The following is a 17,613-nucleotide window of genomic DNA, read 5'->3' as shown; positions in this document are numbered from 1 at the left end:
TCATTATCAAAAAGTTGGTGTGCTTAACTTTTCTATTACATTTTTATACTTTTTCATTTGTGTTGCATTGGCTTCGCTCCAATACTCCCCGTACATATCCAAACATTTAATGCACATCAGATCATCTTTACTTAAAGATGAGAGCTCTAAACATACAAGTAAGGCATCCACTCCAAATGAATAATTACGTTTTTTCATTTGATACCTTGCCAATTCATAATAAAAATCTTGATGCATGCGGTTAAACATTTGATCGTTTTATCCACTTTTATTGTGCATATCCGTATTAATTAATTTAATCTGATTTTCGAATCGAATCAAAGCATAGTCAATGTTAAAGGAATACTGATTAGCCGATTGTAAAATATTAACCAATCCAGCTAAAATTTCTGAAGGGTTGTTTTCGATATAATCCAAATAAGCATCGATTACATTTTCTTGACCAAGCATTAATTGGTACAACAGTCGATTACCTTCCCCCCATTTTCTGAATAAATCTATTATTTCTTGATCCTCTTCTGTAGGATTCTCGATTTCAATTATCCTCATGTATTTGTGCATATACTTTATGGCTTTATGATATTCCCTGCCAGCGCTATATACAGTTGATATCATTAAGTTTGCATAGGCTGCATATGTAAAAAGAGGATAGGCTGTTAGTCTTCTTTTATTTTTTCGCCTGCGAAATTGCATTTTTAATTGAATCTCTGCTTTCCGTTCCAATTCCCGCGACCACGCATCGACCTTGTCCCACAAATGTATCGTATTATATACGTTTGCCAAGTCTTTAATTGCATCCAATTGCACTTCTTCATTTAATTTATCAATATATGGTTCGAACTTTGCTGCGGCATTAAGATTATCAAATTTACTCAGTGTTTTATGAAGCAGGAAGATACGGTACTGGCAAAGGGCCAACCGTTCCGAGTGTTGATACTTCTCACTGTCAGCCACACATTTATATAAAATGAGTGCCGCTTCATTTATGCGTTTATTAAAGAGACTCTCTGCCACATTAAATAACTCATCAATATAGGATTGATCATCTGTCACATGAGTAATGACTTGTTGTATAATATCTAGCTTACCAAGCTCAGCGCAACGATATAAAAACGGTTCTAATCGTCTCCAATGGGGCGCAGATTCAATAAAACATTCAACTCCATACATTTCATAAAAGTACCCCTGTTCCAAACCCATTGCTGATGTGATTTGGTCTAGTTGATTCATTGACATAAGTCTGGTTCCTTTGATGATCGCACTTAATGTACCAACATTAATGTCAGCCATTTCTGAAAATTGCTGTAGCTTATATCCCTCATTCTTCAAGTAATCTTCAATATAGGAACGTATATTGGACATTATCTTCATCGTCCTCCCCAGAAGTTTTTTTATCGAAAAGACGGTACACTTAACTTATCTATTAGTCTTGCATACTGCTCTTCCTGGGTCTTACTGGCGCGATCTCTATATTTTCCGTATAAATCAATGCATTTGATACACATCATGTCATCATTACTTGAGACGCACCGTTGAAGACTAGTGATTAGATCATCAATCCCTTGACCAATCAGGTTTTGATTTAATCTGTATTTTGCTAGTTCGTAGAATAGGCGTATATATCTAAAATTTGATGCCTGTTCGTTATATGCTCTTTTTACTTTTACATATTTCTTTGTTCTAATCTTGTTTATCTGATTTTTGAATCTATTCAGTGTATAGTCAATATTGTAGGAGTACTGATTGGCAGCTTGTATAATATATACGAATGCTGTTGAAATTTCCTCATGATTAACATCTAGGTAATCCAGATAATCATTCAATACCTCAAAATCACCCGATAGTATCTTGTATAAATATCGATTCCCCTCAGCCCAACCCTTGAACAGTTCTATTAGTTCTTGTTCTTCCCCAGTTGGATCGTTAACTTTGTTCACTATACCCTCATAAATACCTGTATACTCTAAAGCTTTTATATATTGCCTACGTTCTCCAGATACATGCGCCTTGTGTAGAATGGCATAGGCTTTATAAGTGAAAAGAGGATAACAGGCAACTCTAGTTTTCCTTTTCCGTCTCAAGGATTGAAGATGAATTTGTAAGTCAGTTCTTCGAATCGACTCCTCAGCCAACTCAAAAACCTTATCCCATAGATTCATTGTGCTATACAAGTTAGCTAAATCTTTAAGCGCATCCAATTGCATTTCCTCATTCAATTTATCAATATAGGATTCAAACTTGACTGCTGCATTCAGGTTAATGAGTTTATTCAATGTTTTCTGAAGCAGGAAAATACGGTACTGGCAAAGGGCCAACCGCTCCGAGTGTTGGTATTTCTCACAGTCTGCCACACATTCATACAGAATAAGAGCTGCTTCTTTTAATCCTCTAGCAAAAAAGCTCTCAGCTACATCAAATAACTCTTCTATATAGGATCGATCGTCCGTTACATGAGTGATCACTTGTTGTATACAATGCAATTTACCTAGTTCAGCACACTCGTATAGGTATGGTTCCAAACGTCTCCAGTGAGGCGATGATTCAATGAAGGATTCTACTCCGTAAGTTTCATAAAAATAACCCTTTTCTAATCCCATTGCAGAAGTGATCTGATTCAGTTGGTTCATAGACATCGGTCTGCTACCTTTAAGAATGGAACTTAATGTCCCAACATTAATTCCTGTAATATCAGAAAAATGCTGCAACTTGAGATTTTGTTCTCTCATATATTTCTCAATATGTAAGGTTATCGTAGGTGCTAAATTCATTACTCCACCCCCGCAAATAAATACCATTTATAATTGAATTGTGTATAATAAATGTTATTTTAATCCTGTATTTTACATTGGTCAATTTTTTATAAAATAAAAAAACGTCCCATTTCCAAAATGGAAATAGCACGCTTACTATTAATAAACTTAGAATCTTTTAGTATCCCCCAAAACCATGACTAGAAAGTAAAGTTATAATTGTCTCTACACCTTCTGTAGAGCACTGAAACATCAAAAAGGAACTAAACAGCATTAGTGCCAACACTGCTTTTTTTATCATATCGATCATAAACCTCCTTAATGATACTTTTATACTGTGATTCTGTTGTTTCAGAAGCCTGATTTCTATATTCTTCAAATAAACTGACACAATAAATTATGGTAGAGTCATCGTTAACCTTCTTAGCAACCACTAAACAATTAATAAGATGCCTAAATCCTTCTTGATACCTCTCTCTAGACAACTCGTATAAGGCTAATTCCCCCAAAAATTTGATATAATGGTCGTTTTTTATCATTATACTATAACTATTTTGATAGCTAAGTTTATTAAGTACCTTGTAAATAAAAAGATCGAATCTTCTAAGAACTTGATCAATATTGAAGTTATTCTGATTAGCTGCTTCTATAACTTTAACAAGTCCGAGAAGGGTTTCGTTTTCATTAATTTCTATAAAATCGAGATAAGAATTCAACGCATTTTTATCACCTATCATTAGTTTGTACAAATAAGTGTTTACCTCAGCCCAATCTTCGAATCGTTTTATAAAATGTTGATCCTCTGGAGTAGGGTCTTCAATAACTATATCGGAATATAAAGCGGTATACTCCAATGCCTTTTCATATTCTTTACGTTCTCCGCATACTGTTGCCATCATTAAATAAGCGTAGTATTTATAACTAAACATTGGGTGTTTAGAAAGTCGATTATAGTCCATTCCTTTTTTTTTATTTTTATATTGTTCCAAACATTTGACTCGTTGTAATAGTTCGCCAGCTAAATGAAGTACTTTATCCCAGTAACATAAGCTACCATACATATTAGCTAACTCCCTTATCGCATCCAGCTGCCTCTCCTCATCCAAGCGATTAATATAAGGCTCGAAGTGCACAGCGGCCCGGAGATTATCATGCTGATTCTGACCGAGAGAGAGGGTGAAGATGCGATACTGGCAGAGGGCCAGGCGCTCGGAATGCTGGTATTTCTCGCACTCGGCTACACACTCATATAACATGCGGGCAGCTTGCTGCTGACCGCGCTCCAGCATACCTTCGGCCATCTCGAATAGTTCAGAGATATAGGAGCGATCGTCCGTCACTTGTTGGATCACCCGCTGGATGCAGTCCAGCTTGTCCAATTCTGCACAGCGTTGCAGGAACGGCTCAAGCCTTCGCCAGTGTGGAGCCGACTCTACGAAGCACTCCGCACCGTACGTCTCGTAGAAGTAGCCTTCCTCCAGATTCATGCCCTGGGTAATCAGATCAAGCTGCGCCATGGCGATGGGGCGTGTTCCCTTAATAATGGCGCTAAGCGTTCCAGCGTTCACTCCCGATATATCTGCAAAATATTGAAGGGTATATCCCTGTTTCCTGATGTAATCTTCAATCGTTGAGCGTATCGTAGTTGCAGGTTCCATGTATCCCACCTCCACAATTAAAATCCAAAAATTTGAATTTATATGATTAGACCAATTTTAATCCTAAATTTTACAGTGGTCAATAACAATCGTGGCAATAAATTTACATTTTTATGCAAACTCCAAAATTTCTATATCTCCAGCTTGCCTTCGCCCCGAATTGCTTATAGAAAAAATCCATTAGAAGAATGGACGGGAACATGATACAGTTATTCCAACTTCAATATCCTACTATTTCCATAGGATTATACAACACGGACAGACACTTTATATGAGCAAGGGAGTACATTCAATGAAATTTGCCTTGTTTAGCCTCATGATGAATCTACCTAATGCCGTCACAGGGGAAGTTTTGACGACTCAGCAGAAATTCCATAACATCCTGCAACAGGCTCAGCTCGCTGAGCGACTGGGGTTCGACGCCTATGGCATCGGTGAGCGACACGGTGCACCCTTTCTGTCATCATCGCCGCCGGTTGTGTTAACAGCGATTGCTGCGGCCACCTCACGGATTCGTCTGCTGACCACGGTTACGGTTCTCAGCATTCTTGATCCGGTTCGGGTTGCCGAGGATTACGCTACGCTGGATCAGTTGTCGGGTGGACGGCTGGAGCTGATTATCGGCAAAGGCAATGACCCGCGTCATTATCCGCTGTTTGGCATTCGTGAAGAGCAGCAGTGGGACTCTCTGGATGAACGCTACCATCTGCTAAAGCGGCTATGGTCGGAAGAGAATGTCACCTGGGAAGGCATATACCGCCCTCCACTTGATGGAGTGACAACGTGGCCGAGACCCCTTCAAAAGTCCATGCCGATCTGGCATGGCAGTGCGTCGAGCACGTTATCTACAGAACTGGCCGCCAAATACGGTGAGCCGCTGTTCACCTCGAATTCCTTCCACCCTCAGGCCAAATACAAAGCTTTGATCGACCATTACCGCGAGCGCCTCACTTATTATGGTCATGATGCACAACAAGCTGTAATTGGTTCTGGTGCTGGCAGCCTCTATCTTGCGAGCACGGGCGAAGAAGCCATTCGCCGTTACAAGCCTTACTACGAAGCATTTCATGCTACCGCGGCGGCACAGCATAACCAGTCTCCTTTTACGGATCTGGAGGATAACATTGCCCGCGGCCCGGTTCTGATCGGCAGCCCGGAGCAGGTGATCTCGAAGATTCTGGATTATCATGCCGCTTACGGGCACCAGGTGCTCAGTATAAGCGTTGACGGACTCACGCATAGCGAGCAGCTGGAGCAAGTGGAACGTTTTGCCACAGAAGTGGCTCCTGTATTACGACGCGAACTGCCAAGTTCAGTGTGGAATGATCCCCCCGTTTTAAACGAGCACGAAACTTCATTCGCCCCTCAGGAGACGGACACATGGCCCACTGCCATCTCCCCGATCTTCCAAGTATAAGACTTCGTTTGGCTACGCAGTAACCGTATCTCCGGGTAATTCGGTCTATCTCCGAGTTGCCCTCTTCCTCTTTCTTCTCTACCTTCATTCATCCCATGTTGGCTATCACTTCTTGCTATGCCTCAGACCCGATGCCTTTAAATACGGTACTTAGCAGTAACTCCACAAACGTATCATCCATCGGCTCACCCGTGACCAGCATCCGGTAGAACACAGGCCCATAGATCATGTCGATAAACAGTCCAATGTCCAGTCCTTGCTTCAATTCGCCGCGTTCCACGCCTTTCTCCAGAATGCCCCATGCTTCGCGCCGGCGAGGCTGAATATATCTGCTACGGTATTCTTCCGCAAGAACGGGATCAGACTGCCCCTCTCCGATGATTTGTGTAATGACTTTCCCTTCGGCACTTGTCAAAAATTGAACCAGGTTCCCTGCATGAGCACGCACATCCTCATATACAGATCCCGTATCCGGCACAGGCAACCTGGCCGTTAACGCCGACATGTACCCGTCCAGCATAACGGCGCCTTTACTCGGCCACCATTTGTAGATGGTGGCTTTGCTGACCTGTGCACGTTCGGCAATCTTTTCAATCGTCACCGCCGCGAACCCATCCTCAAGCAGCAGTTCATAGGCCGCCGCAAGAATGGCATTCTGGGTTTCCATGTTGCGGGGACGTCCTCTTTTTGCAGTCATTGCTGACCCCTCCATTGTAATCATCTATGTAGTCTGAACTAAAGTATTTACACAACCACTTCAATGGCAGAATAACCTTTCAATCGCTGTTATCCCCAGATTTTTTTCATTCCCTTTATTAAAGGGGAAGATCCGGTGATAAAGGCGACCGCTTCGCTTTTCCAGGTTTTTTCTGTCCTCTCCGTTTTTGTGTAAAAATAGTTCAGCTAAAATAGCTACAAAAAATAAAATTAACAAAACGATACGTTCATTATACTAAAATGCAGCGTCAATATACATTTCTAAGCTCACAGCAATGTCATTATATTTCCGCCCTATCAATGTAAAATCACTTTGTTCTGTAACTGCCTATTTACAATACTAAACGTATCGTATATTATTTAGGTGTAATTAGTAAACGTAACGTTCATTAATTAAACCAACACATCATTCTTAGTGAAAATGGCATTTGAATGACCATCATACACTTTTATTGGAGGTTGATCTTATGGATACCAAATATCCTCATTCCAAACAGAAACAAAGTACCAACCAGACTCAGACTACCGTGCCTGCCTGGATTATTTTCCTACTCGCCGCTTCCTGCGGTCTGATCGTAGCTAACCTGTATTATGCTCAGACTGTTCTTGGGCCGATCAGCAGCACTACAGGTCTGTCGTCTGCCGCAGCCGGATTAATCGTGACACTGACACAGATCGGATATGTCATTGGTCTGCTGTTCATCGTTCCGCTCAGTGACATTATTGAAAACCGCCGTTTAATGGTTCTGTTTCTTATTGTACTTGTGGTAGCGCTGATCACCGCTACGTTCTCCACTAGTGCTTTCCTCTTCCTGACGGCGTCATTGCTCATCGGCATCGGTTCTGTCGTTGCACAAATTCTGGTGCCGTATGCGACTTATCTGACTTCGGAAGAGCAGCGCGGGCAGGTGGTCGGCAATGTGATGAGCGGTCTGCTGCTCGGCATAATGCTCGCACGCCCTGTCGCCAGCTTTATCACCAGCGTGTTCGGCTGGCAAGCGGTCTTTGCATTCTCGGCCGTGGTGATCGCATTGCTCATGCTGTTACTGTCACGGGCACTTCCAGCGCGTCGGCCTGATCCAAACCTGACTTATGGACAATTGATTATCTCTCTCGGTACACTGCTTCGCACTCTACCGATGTTGCGGCGGCGCGCGTTCTATCAGGCCAGCTTGTTCGGCGCATTCAGCCTATTCTGGACGACGGTGCCTCTCCGGCTGGCAAACGATTTTGGCCTGTCGCAGCAAGGCATCGCCTGGTTTGCTCTCGCTGGGGTAGGCGGCGCCATTGCCGCTCCGATTGCCGGAAGATGGGCAGACCGCGGTTTTACCCGAGTGCTCACCGGAGCCGCTATGGTCATTGCCGCGGCTTCCTTTGGTCTGGCCTATCTGTTCCAGAGTCATTCTACAGCGGCCTTGATCCTACTGGTCGTGGTCGCCATTACGCTGGATATGGCCGTTTCTGGTAATCTGGTGCTGGGTCAGCGCATCATTTACTCTCTTGGCAACGAGGCAAGAGGACGTGTGAACGGCTTGTTTATGTCGATCTTTTTCATCGGTGGTGCCATCGGTTCTTCACTTGGAAGCTGGTCATATGCCCATGGCGGCTGGAGTCTCACGACACTGATTGGTCTGATCATGCCACTGCTCGCGCTGCTATACTATTTCACAGAGAAAAAGATCACGGCTGTAAGCCGCACATAACCTGTACCTGACCTATAACTGTATCTGTATCTGTATTCTGTGCCTATACCTGTACCAGCATCTTTATCTTTTCTTTTCCTTTGTCCTTGCCTTTACCATTGCCATTGCCCGTGCCTTTACCTGAACCAGTCTATACTTTACCTATACATCTATCTTTACCTTTCCATGCGGTTGCTGCTCCTCTATCCCATCTGCATCACCAGATACAGAGCATTCATCTAAAAATTTCTCTTAGACAAAATAAGGGCAGAGGCCATCCATAGGATCGCTTCTGCCCTTCTTGTTATGTTCGTAACCCTTATGTTTCATACCCCGCATCGACAAGCTGTTCTGTCCTCCGCTAGTCTCCGGTACTCTGCTCCGTTCTGTTCCGTTCCAGCCAGGCGCAACAACTTGACTGCTGTAACTGCACCCCAGTTGTACTCAATCTAAAGCGTATCCCCAAACCTGCCTTATTTCATGGCACTATTCCATTACACTATTTCATCACACTGAACTTCTTGGTCGTTGCCCGAACGGACTCGCCTTCACCCCATACAATGACACCTACGACTTTGGTCGCCTCCAATGTCATCGATGCAATTTCGCTTGCATATTGTTCAAAAGCGTTATTCAGGGACTGTCCCGTCTGTGTAAAAACAAGATGTTGCAATCCGTCCTGATTATCGGCACAGGATTTGGCCAGATTGATCAGTTGATTCTCCCCGGCCTTCAGAATAACGGTGCTATAGCGGATGCCAGCATGCTGAATGCCGCTCTGATCCCGTACAGGCTGATCCGCATATAACTCCGGTTCGTTGAGAGCAGCTTGTCCCATAAGCAGGGCTGCCACGTTGGCTGCGGCTCCTTGCTCCAGATTTTTATCCAGTATAATTGCAATTCTCTTCATATGAGTGCATTCACCCTCTGTGGTTTTTTCGTAAAACATACCCATGGCATTTGAATGCCTTCACGCAACACTTTATACGTTACCAGTCCGTAATGATCCGCACAGAGCTGGTTCGTGAGCGCAATGGAGGTCTCTGTACTCAGCATAACCTGCCTACAGGGATCTTTTCTACAAAACTTGCAGACACGACCAGATCTGAATTCATAATGAAGCTGTCCAGCTTGGGATACTCTCCAGGCACCAGCATTTATTGTGCCTTTGCTTTACCTGCTACGTTTGTTTTGCCGTGTTATTTCCACTTAACACTTTGTCTTACCTATCGTCTTACACGTTGTCTTACATGAGTCCAGCTCTCGGTTGCTCGGCTGGCAACGTTTATTTACGCAGTCTGCGTGCACTTAATGCGTGATGACTGTTTTTTAAAAAGGTGCTACGCGTGTTCTTCATCATCTCGATCCGTTGCTCGGCAAGACGGTCTGCCGCGACATAGGTCGCGATGCCTTCGGTGCGGGAGCTTTCGAAAATTTTCTCCAGCGTGGTGTAAATCTCTCCGATCTTCGCCCAAGCTCGATCTTCATGATATCCGTTCAGCTCATCCGCAATGTTGATCACACCGCCTGCATTAATGACATAATCCGGTGCGTACACGATGCCTCGCTGATACAGCTCATCCCCATGGCATGGCTCCAGCAGCTGATTGTTCGCACAACCCGCGACAACTTTGGCTTTCAGTGTCTTGAGTGTATCGTCATTAATCGTGCCGCCGAGCGCACATGGCGCATAGATATCACATTCGACGCTTGTTATATCTGCCGGATCAACCGCCTTGGCACCAAAACGTTCCACCGCCAGCTTCACGGAATCCTTATGGATATCCGTTACGATAAGGTGTGCACCTTCCTCGTACAAATACTTGCACAGATGCATCGCTACGTTGCCTACGCCTTGGACGGCAATCGTTTTGCCTTCCAGCAGATCAGTGCCGAACGCTTCCTTCGCAGCGGCCTTGATGCCTCGGTATACCCCCCAAGCCGTTGCAGGGGAAGGGTTGCCAGATGAGCCATAGCTAGCCGAGATTCCCGTGACATAATCGGTCTCCTGATAGATCAGATTCATGTCTTCTTCCGTCGTGCCCACATCCTCGGCAGTGATGTAACGGCCGTTTAACCCTTGAATGTAGCGACCGAAGGCGCGGAACATCGCTTCATTTTTATCAAGACGCGGATCTCCGATAATTACCGTTTTGCCTCCGCCCAGATTGAGGCCGGATACTGCATTTTTATATGTCATGCCCCGAGCGAGACGCAGTGCATCTTCAATGGCAGCTTCCTCTGAAGCGTACGTCCACATCCGTGTACCGCCTAGTGCAGGCCCAAGTGTTGTATCGTGTATGGCAATAATGGCCTTCAAACCTGAATTTCGATCCTGGCACAGGACCAGTTCCTCGTAATCATGTTGCTCCATTGCTTCAAACCAACTCATGTGCTAACCGTCTCCTCTAAACCATTTTTGCGATATACCGCAGACTTCCTACGAACGCTCCACCCTCTATTGTACCCATATCCACCCAGTTTGTGCAAAAGGATCACCCCTAAGTTCGCTTTGAGCCAGCACCGTTCGTGTCTAAGCCACAGTTATGCCTACCTAATGAGATCTCTTTGATGGAATGAAACTCACCATAGCAAAAAGAGGCCTCCCCTGTCACCCTGTGACTGGTTGGTTAGCCCCTTCAATAACTCGATAACGGATATGCGGTCGGATTAGTTTACTCATGTGCTCGTGTGTTCGTGTGTTCGTGCTCGTCTGTTCTTGCTCATGTACTCGTTCTCACCCCGCTCTACGCTGCTCTACGTTCTAGGTCAGCGTCTCAACCACATTAATCGGATGCAACGCCCCGTCCACCGCAAAAGAAGCCTGTCCTGTCTCTTCCGAGACAACCAGCACAACCGCATCGGTTAGTTCGCTTAGTCCGAGCGCAGCCCGGTGGCGGGTGCCCAGCTTACCTTCGTGGGCTTCGGCTTGGGATAACGGAAGCACATTGCCAGCAGACACAATCTGGTTGCCACGAATAAGTACCGCCCCATCATGCAGAGGCGCACCGGGAATAAAGAGTGATTCGAGCAACGCATGGGTTACTTTGGCATCCACGGCTACACCGGAATGAATCAGCGGCTCCAGCGGAACCTCTCTTTCAATGACAATCAGCGCGCCATACCTGCGGTCGGACAGATGCTGCACGCTGGACGTCAGCTCTGCAAACTTCTCGGTGAATGGAGACAGATAACAGTCCAGATAAAAAGAAGAAGCGAGCACCTCAATGTGTTTGATCTCGGCACGAATCTCCGCAAACTGCCCCAGCAAACAGACACTGTCGTGGTCAAAACGCGATAATGTCAGATTCATTCGCTCGGCTACGCGGTGCAGGTCTGCCTTCAACTTTTGCCGCATCAGGGAACTGTCACAGTCCGCTTGTCCTAGGTGCTGATTCATCTTGTGCCGCCTCCCTCTTCTTAAATTCGTACACATCTGCTTTCAAACCTGACTGTTTTGTGAATCATCTGCTCTCCGGCTCCAACTCCATGATTAGTACCCCTACCTTCCCCCGAAGAGGCAAGATTTATGCAAAATTAATCCACGGCTATAACACTCCATTTCCCCGCTTGATCCGCTACGAAATATACGGTTACCGCCGCATGCTCTATCTTGTTCTCTCTTATCATTTCGCCTTCGACTGTAACGAGTATATGGTTTTTCGTTTCATCTTTCGAGATATGATTTATATCTGTAAATTTATAATCTCCATCATAGCTCCACATATAGGCATCAGCAGTTTCGGAATCTTTGAACGTACTGCGGAATGTTTTTTCATCTGAATGAGCCTGTGCAACCAGATATTTCCTCAAAACGTTCTTGATCTGGTCATTCAGCAAAGGGTCCCTTTCTTTCTCAAAATCAATGAACACTCCTCTTTCAAAGTCGGCAAGAGCCGGGGAATCAGGACTGTTTTGTTCTTGGTCTATTTTATTTTCTTCTTTGTCTTCTTTGTCTTCTTTCTGCTGCTGCTCGATTGCTTGCTCATCTACTGCCTCATTTAGATTTGTATTATTCTTGGCTTCATTTCCGCAGGCAACCAAAATTACAATAATGCCTGACAGAAAAAGCAACATTCTTAATTCCCTTTTCATCTTTAATCTCTCCTTTGCCGTTCACATGCGGTTAGATCACTTATATAAACAAACAACGTCAGATGTATGTAAAGGTTACGAAAACACACGAAGAAGCCGGGCGACCAACCCCAGCTTCTTTGCGAAAATTGTCTTATGCCATTTCTGACTCTGATAAATTTCTATTGAGCCTTGCCGTATGAACCGGCTTTAAATGTCGTTGGGTCATACCATTTATACCCTGCCGCAGGTGCAGCCCATGGCTCAACCTTTGGCTCGGTAGAGTTCGCTGGTGTCTCCATTGGCAACAGGCTTGTTGCTGTATCAAGGGTCAGACCTGGCACTTGGGACAGGCTGGTATAACTCTCTTTGACCGCCAGCCATTTCACCGTATTCACGAGGAATGTGGCATCGTCCACTTCTTTGAAACCATCATAGGTTTTCTTGGTGGCTCCGTTTTCTTCACGCAAATACTTTGGCGACGCATCTTCAACCGGAGAAGAATCACCGATAAATGCCGCTTTTCCTGCGCCTACTTTGGCAATTGCAGCGTAAGCCCCTTCTGCTCTTCCGCCACCGCTATATACGCCCTGATCGACGGCGTTATTCCATTTGGACACGCCCGCTGGAACATAAACCAACCCTTTGGCCTTGTTCGGGTCCATAATGGCAATCGTTGATCCGGCGTGCATCGCTACAGCTTGCACCCCTGTTGTGATGCCAAAAGCTTGTGATGGTGCAACGATATCCGTGGCATTCACATCACCCAGCGCGTTATAGCGGAAACGAACGCCGCAGTTCGTACCGAGCCAGTCGGAACTGGTCACACCCTGCATGGCTGGTGATTCCGCTTCGGCGGAGGACATGCCCTTGGCTGGATTCAGGAAAGCACCACGGCGGTAGCCGTTGAATACCTCCGAAGAATCCCAGCGGTTTTTGTTCCGGTCTGCATTATAGTGATCGGAGATGAAGAAGACACTACCGCCATTCTGAACGTATTGCAGGAGCGCAGCCTGCTCGGTGGCCTTGAATGGCACGTTGGCTTCGCCAATGACAAACACGTCATAGTCTTTTAATTTGTTATAGGTGTACGCTTGCTCACCAAATGTATACGGGATGCTGCGTTCCAGCTGATCCACGATAAAGCCTGCGTTTCGCAAACCATTCGCAAAGTCTGAAAAAGCTCCATCGATAATCCAGTCAGCCGCACCTGCGGTCTGGGCATGCGTGTTATCAAACAGCACTTTTTTGCCGTTGCCGCCCGGAAGAGGTGTGCCCGGATTCGGATTTGGCTCGGGGTCAGGGTTTGTTGTGCCTGTAGAGAGGGTGATCGACGTTGGATTTTTGACACCGGCATAGCTGTTATAGGCGCCAAGTGTTCCCGTTACGATAATTTTTTTACCTACCAGACTTGGGTTTGAAGCCAGTCCATATTGAGCACGGAAAGAAGAAGATACCTGCACATCCAGCAGTTTGGCGTTCGAGCGCTCGGATGCAGAATCTGCAATCAGCACATTGAAATCATTGGCATACGGTGAGGTAAACTTGGCCGTCAGTGATCCGGTCGCATGTCCCACAACATAACCTTCGACGGTTGCTGTGCCTCCACTGCTCTGGGCAGCAATGGCTTGTGATACGGTAAGTGGTGCTGCGGCTTGAACCGGAGCCTGAACCCCCGGAACGAGTAACGTTGTTGCCATCATAACAAAGACCAGGAATGCCCCGATCCAGTGCTGCCTTAACGCCTTTTTCATATACCCTTTCTCCTCCTCCATAACGTATGATGCTTGTCCCTATCTAATTTAAAGCTTCATATGATGAATTCCTCCAGATTTATGTAAAATTTTTGAAAAAAGTTTGAAGTCGCTTTCGGTAGCCGATACTGACCATTACTACAAGTTGATTACGAGTACAGTTGTGAGGTTTGGAATTATCTCTAATTCTGAAGGAGAATCTCATATGAAAATTGTCTTTTTGTTACTACTCATCATTGCACCTCTTGCAATGACCTTTATAGCTCTTCGCTTCCAATGGGCGACTCGGCTATTCCATGTGCTTGCCATCCTGTGCTTCTATAGCGCCGCAACCGTTATCGCCAGTGATGTCTACGCCACCAATGTTCATATGACAACATTCACCACGGAAATACATCACTTTTTGTTGAACGACTGGTTCCTGATCCCGGCTGCCTACTTGGGCGTTTATATCCCATATGTGCTCTGGAAGAGCCTTTTTCCTGAAAAAAGTTGAGTTATAACGCGGTTGGGCATTGCAATTTACCTACGTTCGATGCATAATGACATTATATATGTGATAATGATTATCATTATTGAGCTTGTTTATTTTCAATTCCGATGATGATGCCAACCATACTTACGACTTTATAGATAAAGGGGAACGAACATCGAATGAACACAACTCTGCAAAAGGCTGTCCTGCAGCTTGACGATTATTTGGATCTTCTGAACCTGGCGATTAATCTGGGTGACACAAGATGGCAAAAGGAGATCATCCGCAAGCTAGCCTACACTTACCCTGCAACGACTTGCAACCAGCCATAGTCACGCAATTACTGGTACTGTCATCTTTCAGATTGCTTCCGCAATGATCTGTAAAGGTAATCTGCAACGTTGTTACTCACGAACTGAAATAATATATCCTTTACAGTTGGACGATAACTGCCTGCGAGGAATTCAGATGTATGAATTCGGTCGTGGGCTTTTTTGTGTGCATATGGTGCGATACAATAGGATGCAATACGATGCGGAATCCATTCAGGTAAGGGGATGTGACGTACTCCAAGTCGGATGAAGAAATCTGAGATGGAACAAAGGAGTGTACGATATGCAGCTTGAAACGGAAAGATTACTTCTTCGTGAGATTGTAGAAAATGACTGGCCTCATATCCATACCTATACTTCGATGCCCGAAGTCACGGAACACACCGCATGGGGCCCGAACACGGAAGAGGATACCCGGGCTTATGTACAGGATGTCATTCGTATGCAGCTGGCCGAGCCGAGAGAAGGATATGAACTTGCCATTGTTTTGAAAAAGGAAGGGCTTCTTATCGGGGGCGCAGGGCTCCACCTTGTCGATCAGACCAATGCTGAGATCGGCTATGTGCTTCACCCTGCCTATCAGGGAAATGGATATGTGACCGAAGCCTGCCGCGCATTACTTCATTTTGGCTTCAAGGAACTTGGCGTCCACCGGATTTATGCCAAATGCCGTCCAGAAAACCCCGCATCTGAGCGCGTCATGCAACGGATCGGAATGCAGCGTGAAGGTGTAATACGAGAGCACTGGTTCTATAAAGGGGCATATCATGACTCGGCACTCTATTCCATGCTGGATCGGGAGTTGGAGTAAAATCTCAGGTGTGCTACTGCGTTGCGTGGGATGTGTGGCATCATGAGGCAGCAGCCAGTGAGAGTGCATGCCTTGCAAAATCCCCTGCGATGCTATGACGTGCTTTGTGATGTAATGTAATGCGGTGCTCTCGATTTCGCGATAATACACCTTGAAGTAGTGCGATGCGTTGGGATGTATGGAGATGATGCGCTGTATTCTATCAAGATGCGTTCGGGTGTATTTTAGTTCACTGAGGGCGGCGGGTGCATGGGGACGATGTGCTGGTGTATAGTACGATGTGCCGGTGTATAGCACGATTTGCTAGTGTATAGTACGATGTGCTGGTGTATAGCACGATTTGCTAGTGTATAGGTATGATGTGCTGGTGTATAGTACGATTTGCTAGTGTATAGTACGATGTGCTGGTGTCGCCAATGTCTGTGAGGCAGCAAGATCCAGCAAGGTACGGAAGTAGCTACCAAAATTCTAACGATCACCACGGACCTTATTTGGATGTTTTTCAGCTGTTTGGAATTCTAACGATCACCAGTGACGCTATTTCGCCAAATAACCGTAAAAAAACTCCATTTCCCAGCAATTTCTGAGAAATAACGTCTCTCCTGATCGTTAGATTTTTAAATGGGTTAAAACACATAAAATAAGCTCATCTGAGATCGTTAGCCGCGGGAGAGCGAGACCCGATAGTTTGAAAAGCTACATACCAAGAAGTACGAAAAAGTACGGAAAAAGGATGACACAGCCTACGCCACTCCATCCTTTTTCCGTTTTATTCTATTCTTTCGTTCCGTTAAGTTTCTTTCGTTCCATTTCGTTACTTTAGTTCCGTATTACTCTATTTTGTTCCGTTAGTTTTGTTCCGGTAGTTCTGTTTAGTCCAACTCGTTCAGTTCTGTATCCGTTCAGTTCTGTTTAATTCGTTCAGTTCACTATCCGTATCTGTATCTGTATCTGTATCTGTATCTGTATCGTATCCGTATCCGTTCCGTTATGCCCAATTCGTTCAGTTCCAATTCGTTCACTTTCGTATCCGTTCCGTTCAGTTCCGCTCTCGTGTCTCCCCACCCGTGCATTCTCTCTAAAGTTACCTGTTCTGCTGTTTAAAGCTAATCTATTGCAATATCTCCTACAGACGGCACAGCTCTTTCGGACAGCTTGGGAACGAAGGGCATCCACACATGCAGCGGAGCGCAGCCATATCCCGGATCATTAATTTGCCGTCCATCATATCAAGGGTGCCCTGCTCTTTCCACGCTCCAAGCATACGTGTAACACTCTCCCGAGTTGCCCCGATCATCTCAGCGAGTTCAGTATGGTTCAGCTTCATCTCCAGCACGATGCCATCTGGAACAATCTTGCCATACGTATTGCTGGCACGAATCAATGTCGAAGCAAGTGCACCCGCTTTGCCGTAGAGCAACAGGTCACGGAATCTCGACTGTGTAATGCGCTGTGCAAGTGCCATCCATTGCAAGAATTTCAGCGCAAGATCCCCATTTTTGCTAAGCACACTTTCAAGATCCGTCAGCGAGATGATGGCTAGCTCCCCTTTTTCCGCCATCTCTGCACTGTAACTGTGATTCAATCCGCCAATACCGCCGAATTCACCGATCAGATCGCCTCTTTGCTGAATCGACAGAATAATCTCTTTGCCATCCTCCGTCGATTTGGTCAACTTCACACGTCCCGAACGAATGTAGTACAGATATCCAGCTTCATCACCTTCCAAAAAGAGGCTGTATCCCGACTTTACTTTTTTAGGCTGCATTTTCTCTTCGATCAGATCCCACTGCTCCGGTGTAACAAAAGACAGAATCCCACCTGTTCTCTGAGTCATCTTGCCCGCCTCCGTCTGTGTACGCTCTACTTTTTGGGTGATTCTTTCCACAAATACTGTACCCATCATTTTCGTCCCCCTCGGTGATTCCTTATGATTACATCAT

At 45.3% G+C, this 17,613-nt stretch carries 17 protein-coding genes; 5 read left to right on the top strand and 12 right to left on the bottom strand.

Annotation, left to right across the window (positions count from 1 at the left end; all coding sequences use genetic code 11):
- Positions 1–6: 6 nt before the first annotated feature.
- The 4 genes from AC1VYS_RS02040 to AC1VYS_RS02025 form a co-directional block, all read right to left on the bottom strand.
- Positions 7–249, bottom strand: coding sequence for a hypothetical protein (locus AC1VYS_RS02040; RefSeq protein ID WP_482934458.1), 243 nt, complete (start codon positions 247–249; stop codon positions 7–9).
- A 9-nt stretch (positions 250–258) separates the two neighbouring features.
- Positions 259–1,362 (bottom strand): helix-turn-helix domain-containing protein, encoded by a 1,104-nt coding sequence (locus AC1VYS_RS02035; RefSeq protein WP_482912780.1) that lies wholly within the window; start codon positions 1,360–1,362, stop codon positions 259–261.
- A 29-nt stretch (positions 1,363–1,391) separates the two neighbouring features.
- Entirely contained in the window at positions 1,392–2,768 is a 1,377-nt protein-coding gene (locus AC1VYS_RS02030) for a helix-turn-helix domain-containing protein (protein ID WP_482912779.1), read from the bottom strand.
- Positions 2,769–3,013: 245 nt separating this feature from the next.
- Positions 3,014–4,408: a helix-turn-helix domain-containing protein gene (locus AC1VYS_RS02025; protein WP_482912778.1), complete on the bottom strand. Its 1,395-nt coding sequence runs from the start codon at positions 4,406–4,408 to the stop codon at positions 3,014–3,016.
- Between the two features lie 292 nt (positions 4,409–4,700).
- On the opposite strand from AC1VYS_RS02025, the gene AC1VYS_RS02020 reads away from it, so the two are divergent.
- A complete protein-coding gene (locus AC1VYS_RS02020) occupies positions 4,701–5,825 on the top strand; it encodes an LLM class flavin-dependent oxidoreductase (RefSeq protein WP_482912777.1) in 1,125 nt (374 codons plus the stop codon).
- A gap of 115 nt (positions 5,826–5,940) precedes the next feature.
- Here the strand turns inward: AC1VYS_RS02020 and AC1VYS_RS02015 are convergent, their stop codons facing one another.
- On the bottom strand, positions 5,941–6,522 hold the full coding sequence (locus tag AC1VYS_RS02015; protein WP_482912776.1) for a TetR/AcrR family transcriptional regulator: 582 nt from the start codon (positions 6,520–6,522) through the stop codon (positions 5,941–5,943).
- Positions 6,523–7,009: 487 nt separating this feature from the next.
- Between AC1VYS_RS02015 and AC1VYS_RS02010 the strand changes: the two genes are divergently transcribed.
- Positions 7,010–8,245, top strand: coding sequence for an MFS transporter (locus tag AC1VYS_RS02010; protein ID WP_482912775.1), 1,236 nt, complete (start codon positions 7,010–7,012; stop codon positions 8,243–8,245).
- 478 nt (positions 8,246–8,723) lie between these two features.
- Here the strand turns inward: AC1VYS_RS02010 and AC1VYS_RS02005 are convergent, their stop codons facing one another.
- From AC1VYS_RS02005 to AC1VYS_RS01980, 6 genes are all read right to left on the bottom strand, one after another.
- Positions 8,724–9,134, bottom strand: coding sequence for a DUF2000 family protein (locus tag AC1VYS_RS02005; RefSeq protein WP_482912774.1), 411 nt, complete (start codon positions 9,132–9,134; stop codon positions 8,724–8,726).
- Positions 9,131–9,280 carry a hypothetical protein gene (locus tag AC1VYS_RS02000; RefSeq protein WP_482912773.1) on the bottom strand — a complete coding sequence of 50 codons (150 nt, stop codon included), beginning with the start codon at positions 9,278–9,280 and terminating at the stop codon, positions 9,131–9,133. Before AC1VYS_RS02000 ends, AC1VYS_RS02005 begins: the two co-directional genes overlap by 4 nt.
- 229 nt (positions 9,281–9,509) lie before the next feature.
- Positions 9,510–10,616 carry a Glu/Leu/Phe/Val family dehydrogenase gene (locus tag AC1VYS_RS01995; protein ID WP_482912772.1) on the bottom strand — a complete coding sequence of 369 codons (1,107 nt, stop codon included), beginning with the start codon at positions 10,614–10,616 and terminating at the stop codon, positions 9,510–9,512.
- Positions 10,617–10,988: 372 nt separating this feature from the next.
- Positions 10,989–11,624: a sporulation-specific diadenylate cyclase CdaS gene (gene cdaS / locus AC1VYS_RS01990; protein WP_482912771.1), complete on the bottom strand. Its 636-nt coding sequence runs from the start codon at positions 11,622–11,624 to the stop codon at positions 10,989–10,991.
- Between the two features lie 137 nt (positions 11,625–11,761).
- A complete protein-coding gene (locus AC1VYS_RS01985; RefSeq protein WP_482912770.1) occupies positions 11,762–12,319 on the bottom strand; it encodes a hypothetical protein in 558 nt (185 codons plus the stop codon).
- Between the two features lie 161 nt (positions 12,320–12,480).
- A complete protein-coding gene (locus AC1VYS_RS01980; protein WP_482912769.1) occupies positions 12,481–14,052 on the bottom strand; it encodes a DUF6359 domain-containing protein in 1,572 nt (523 codons plus the stop codon).
- Between the two features lie 205 nt (positions 14,053–14,257).
- On the opposite strand from AC1VYS_RS01980, the gene AC1VYS_RS01975 reads away from it, so the two are divergent.
- From AC1VYS_RS01975 to AC1VYS_RS01965, 3 genes are all read left to right on the top strand, one after another.
- Positions 14,258–14,548, top strand: a complete 291-nt coding sequence (locus tag AC1VYS_RS01975) for a hypothetical protein (RefSeq protein ID WP_482912768.1) — start codon at positions 14,258–14,260, stop codon at positions 14,546–14,548.
- A 158-nt stretch (positions 14,549–14,706) separates the two neighbouring features.
- Entirely contained in the window at positions 14,707–14,859 is a 153-nt protein-coding gene (locus AC1VYS_RS01970; RefSeq protein WP_167375706.1) for a hypothetical protein, read from the top strand.
- 283 nt (positions 14,860–15,142) lie between these two features.
- Positions 15,143–15,670, top strand: coding sequence for a GNAT family N-acetyltransferase (locus AC1VYS_RS01965; protein ID WP_482912767.1), 528 nt, complete (start codon positions 15,143–15,145; stop codon positions 15,668–15,670).
- A 1,126-nt stretch (positions 15,671–16,796) separates the two neighbouring features.
- Here AC1VYS_RS01965 and AC1VYS_RS01960 read toward each other — a convergent pair.
- On the bottom strand, positions 16,797–17,573 hold the full coding sequence (locus AC1VYS_RS01960) for a Crp/Fnr family transcriptional regulator (protein WP_482912766.1): 777 nt from the start codon (positions 17,571–17,573) through the stop codon (positions 16,797–16,799).
- Positions 17,574–17,613 lie beyond the last annotated feature (40 nt).

Source organism: Paenibacillus sp. G34 (assembly GCF_056856875.1).
This window is presented reverse-complemented; position numbering and strand designations above follow the sequence as displayed.

What these genes read in the sequence shown, in the direction of transcription:
- AC1VYS_RS02040 (WP_482934458.1), bottom strand. Translation starts at nt 249, where the DNA reads ATGTTTAACCGCATGCATCAAGATTTTTATTATGAATTGGCAAGGTAT.
- AC1VYS_RS02035 (WP_482912780.1), bottom strand. Translation starts at nt 1,362, where the DNA reads ATGTCCAATATACGTTCCTATATTGAAGATTACTTGAAGAATGAGGGA.
- AC1VYS_RS02030 (WP_482912779.1), bottom strand. Translation starts at nt 2,768, where the DNA reads ATGAATTTAGCACCTACGATAACCTTACATATTGAGAAATATATGAGA.
- AC1VYS_RS02025 (WP_482912778.1), bottom strand. Translation starts at nt 4,408, where the DNA reads ATGGAACCTGCAACTACGATACGCTCAACGATTGAAGATTACATCAGG.
- AC1VYS_RS02020 (WP_482912777.1), top strand. Translation starts at nt 4,701, where the DNA reads ATGAAATTTGCCTTGTTTAGCCTCATGATGAATCTACCTAATGCCGTC.
- AC1VYS_RS02015 (WP_482912776.1), bottom strand. Translation starts at nt 6,522, where the DNA reads ATGACTGCAAAAAGAGGACGTCCCCGCAACATGGAAACCCAGAATGCC.
- AC1VYS_RS02010 (WP_482912775.1), top strand. Translation starts at nt 7,010, where the DNA reads ATGGATACCAAATATCCTCATTCCAAACAGAAACAAAGTACCAACCAG.
- AC1VYS_RS02005 (WP_482912774.1), bottom strand. Translation starts at nt 9,134, where the DNA reads ATGAAGAGAATTGCAATTATACTGGATAAAAATCTGGAGCAAGGAGCC.
- AC1VYS_RS02000 (WP_482912773.1), bottom strand. Translation starts at nt 9,280, where the DNA reads ATGCTGAGTACAGAGACCTCCATTGCGCTCACGAACCAGCTCTGTGCG.
- AC1VYS_RS01995 (WP_482912772.1), bottom strand. Translation starts at nt 10,616, where the DNA reads ATGAGTTGGTTTGAAGCAATGGAGCAACATGATTACGAGGAACTGGTC.
- cdaS (WP_482912771.1), bottom strand. Translation starts at nt 11,624, where the DNA reads ATGAATCAGCACCTAGGACAAGCGGACTGTGACAGTTCCCTGATGCGG.
- AC1VYS_RS01985 (WP_482912770.1), bottom strand. Translation starts at nt 12,319, where the DNA reads ATGAAAAGGGAATTAAGAATGTTGCTTTTTCTGTCAGGCATTATTGTA.
- AC1VYS_RS01980 (WP_482912769.1), bottom strand. Translation starts at nt 14,052, where the DNA reads ATGAAAAAGGCGTTAAGGCAGCACTGGATCGGGGCATTCCTGGTCTTT.
- AC1VYS_RS01975 (WP_482912768.1), top strand. Translation starts at nt 14,258, where the DNA reads ATGAAAATTGTCTTTTTGTTACTACTCATCATTGCACCTCTTGCAATG.
- AC1VYS_RS01970 (WP_167375706.1), top strand. Translation starts at nt 14,707, where the DNA reads ATGAACACAACTCTGCAAAAGGCTGTCCTGCAGCTTGACGATTATTTG.
- AC1VYS_RS01965 (WP_482912767.1), top strand. Translation starts at nt 15,143, where the DNA reads ATGCAGCTTGAAACGGAAAGATTACTTCTTCGTGAGATTGTAGAAAAT.
- AC1VYS_RS01960 (WP_482912766.1), bottom strand. Translation starts at nt 17,573, where the DNA reads ATGGGTACAGTATTTGTGGAAAGAATCACCCAAAAAGTAGAGCGTACA.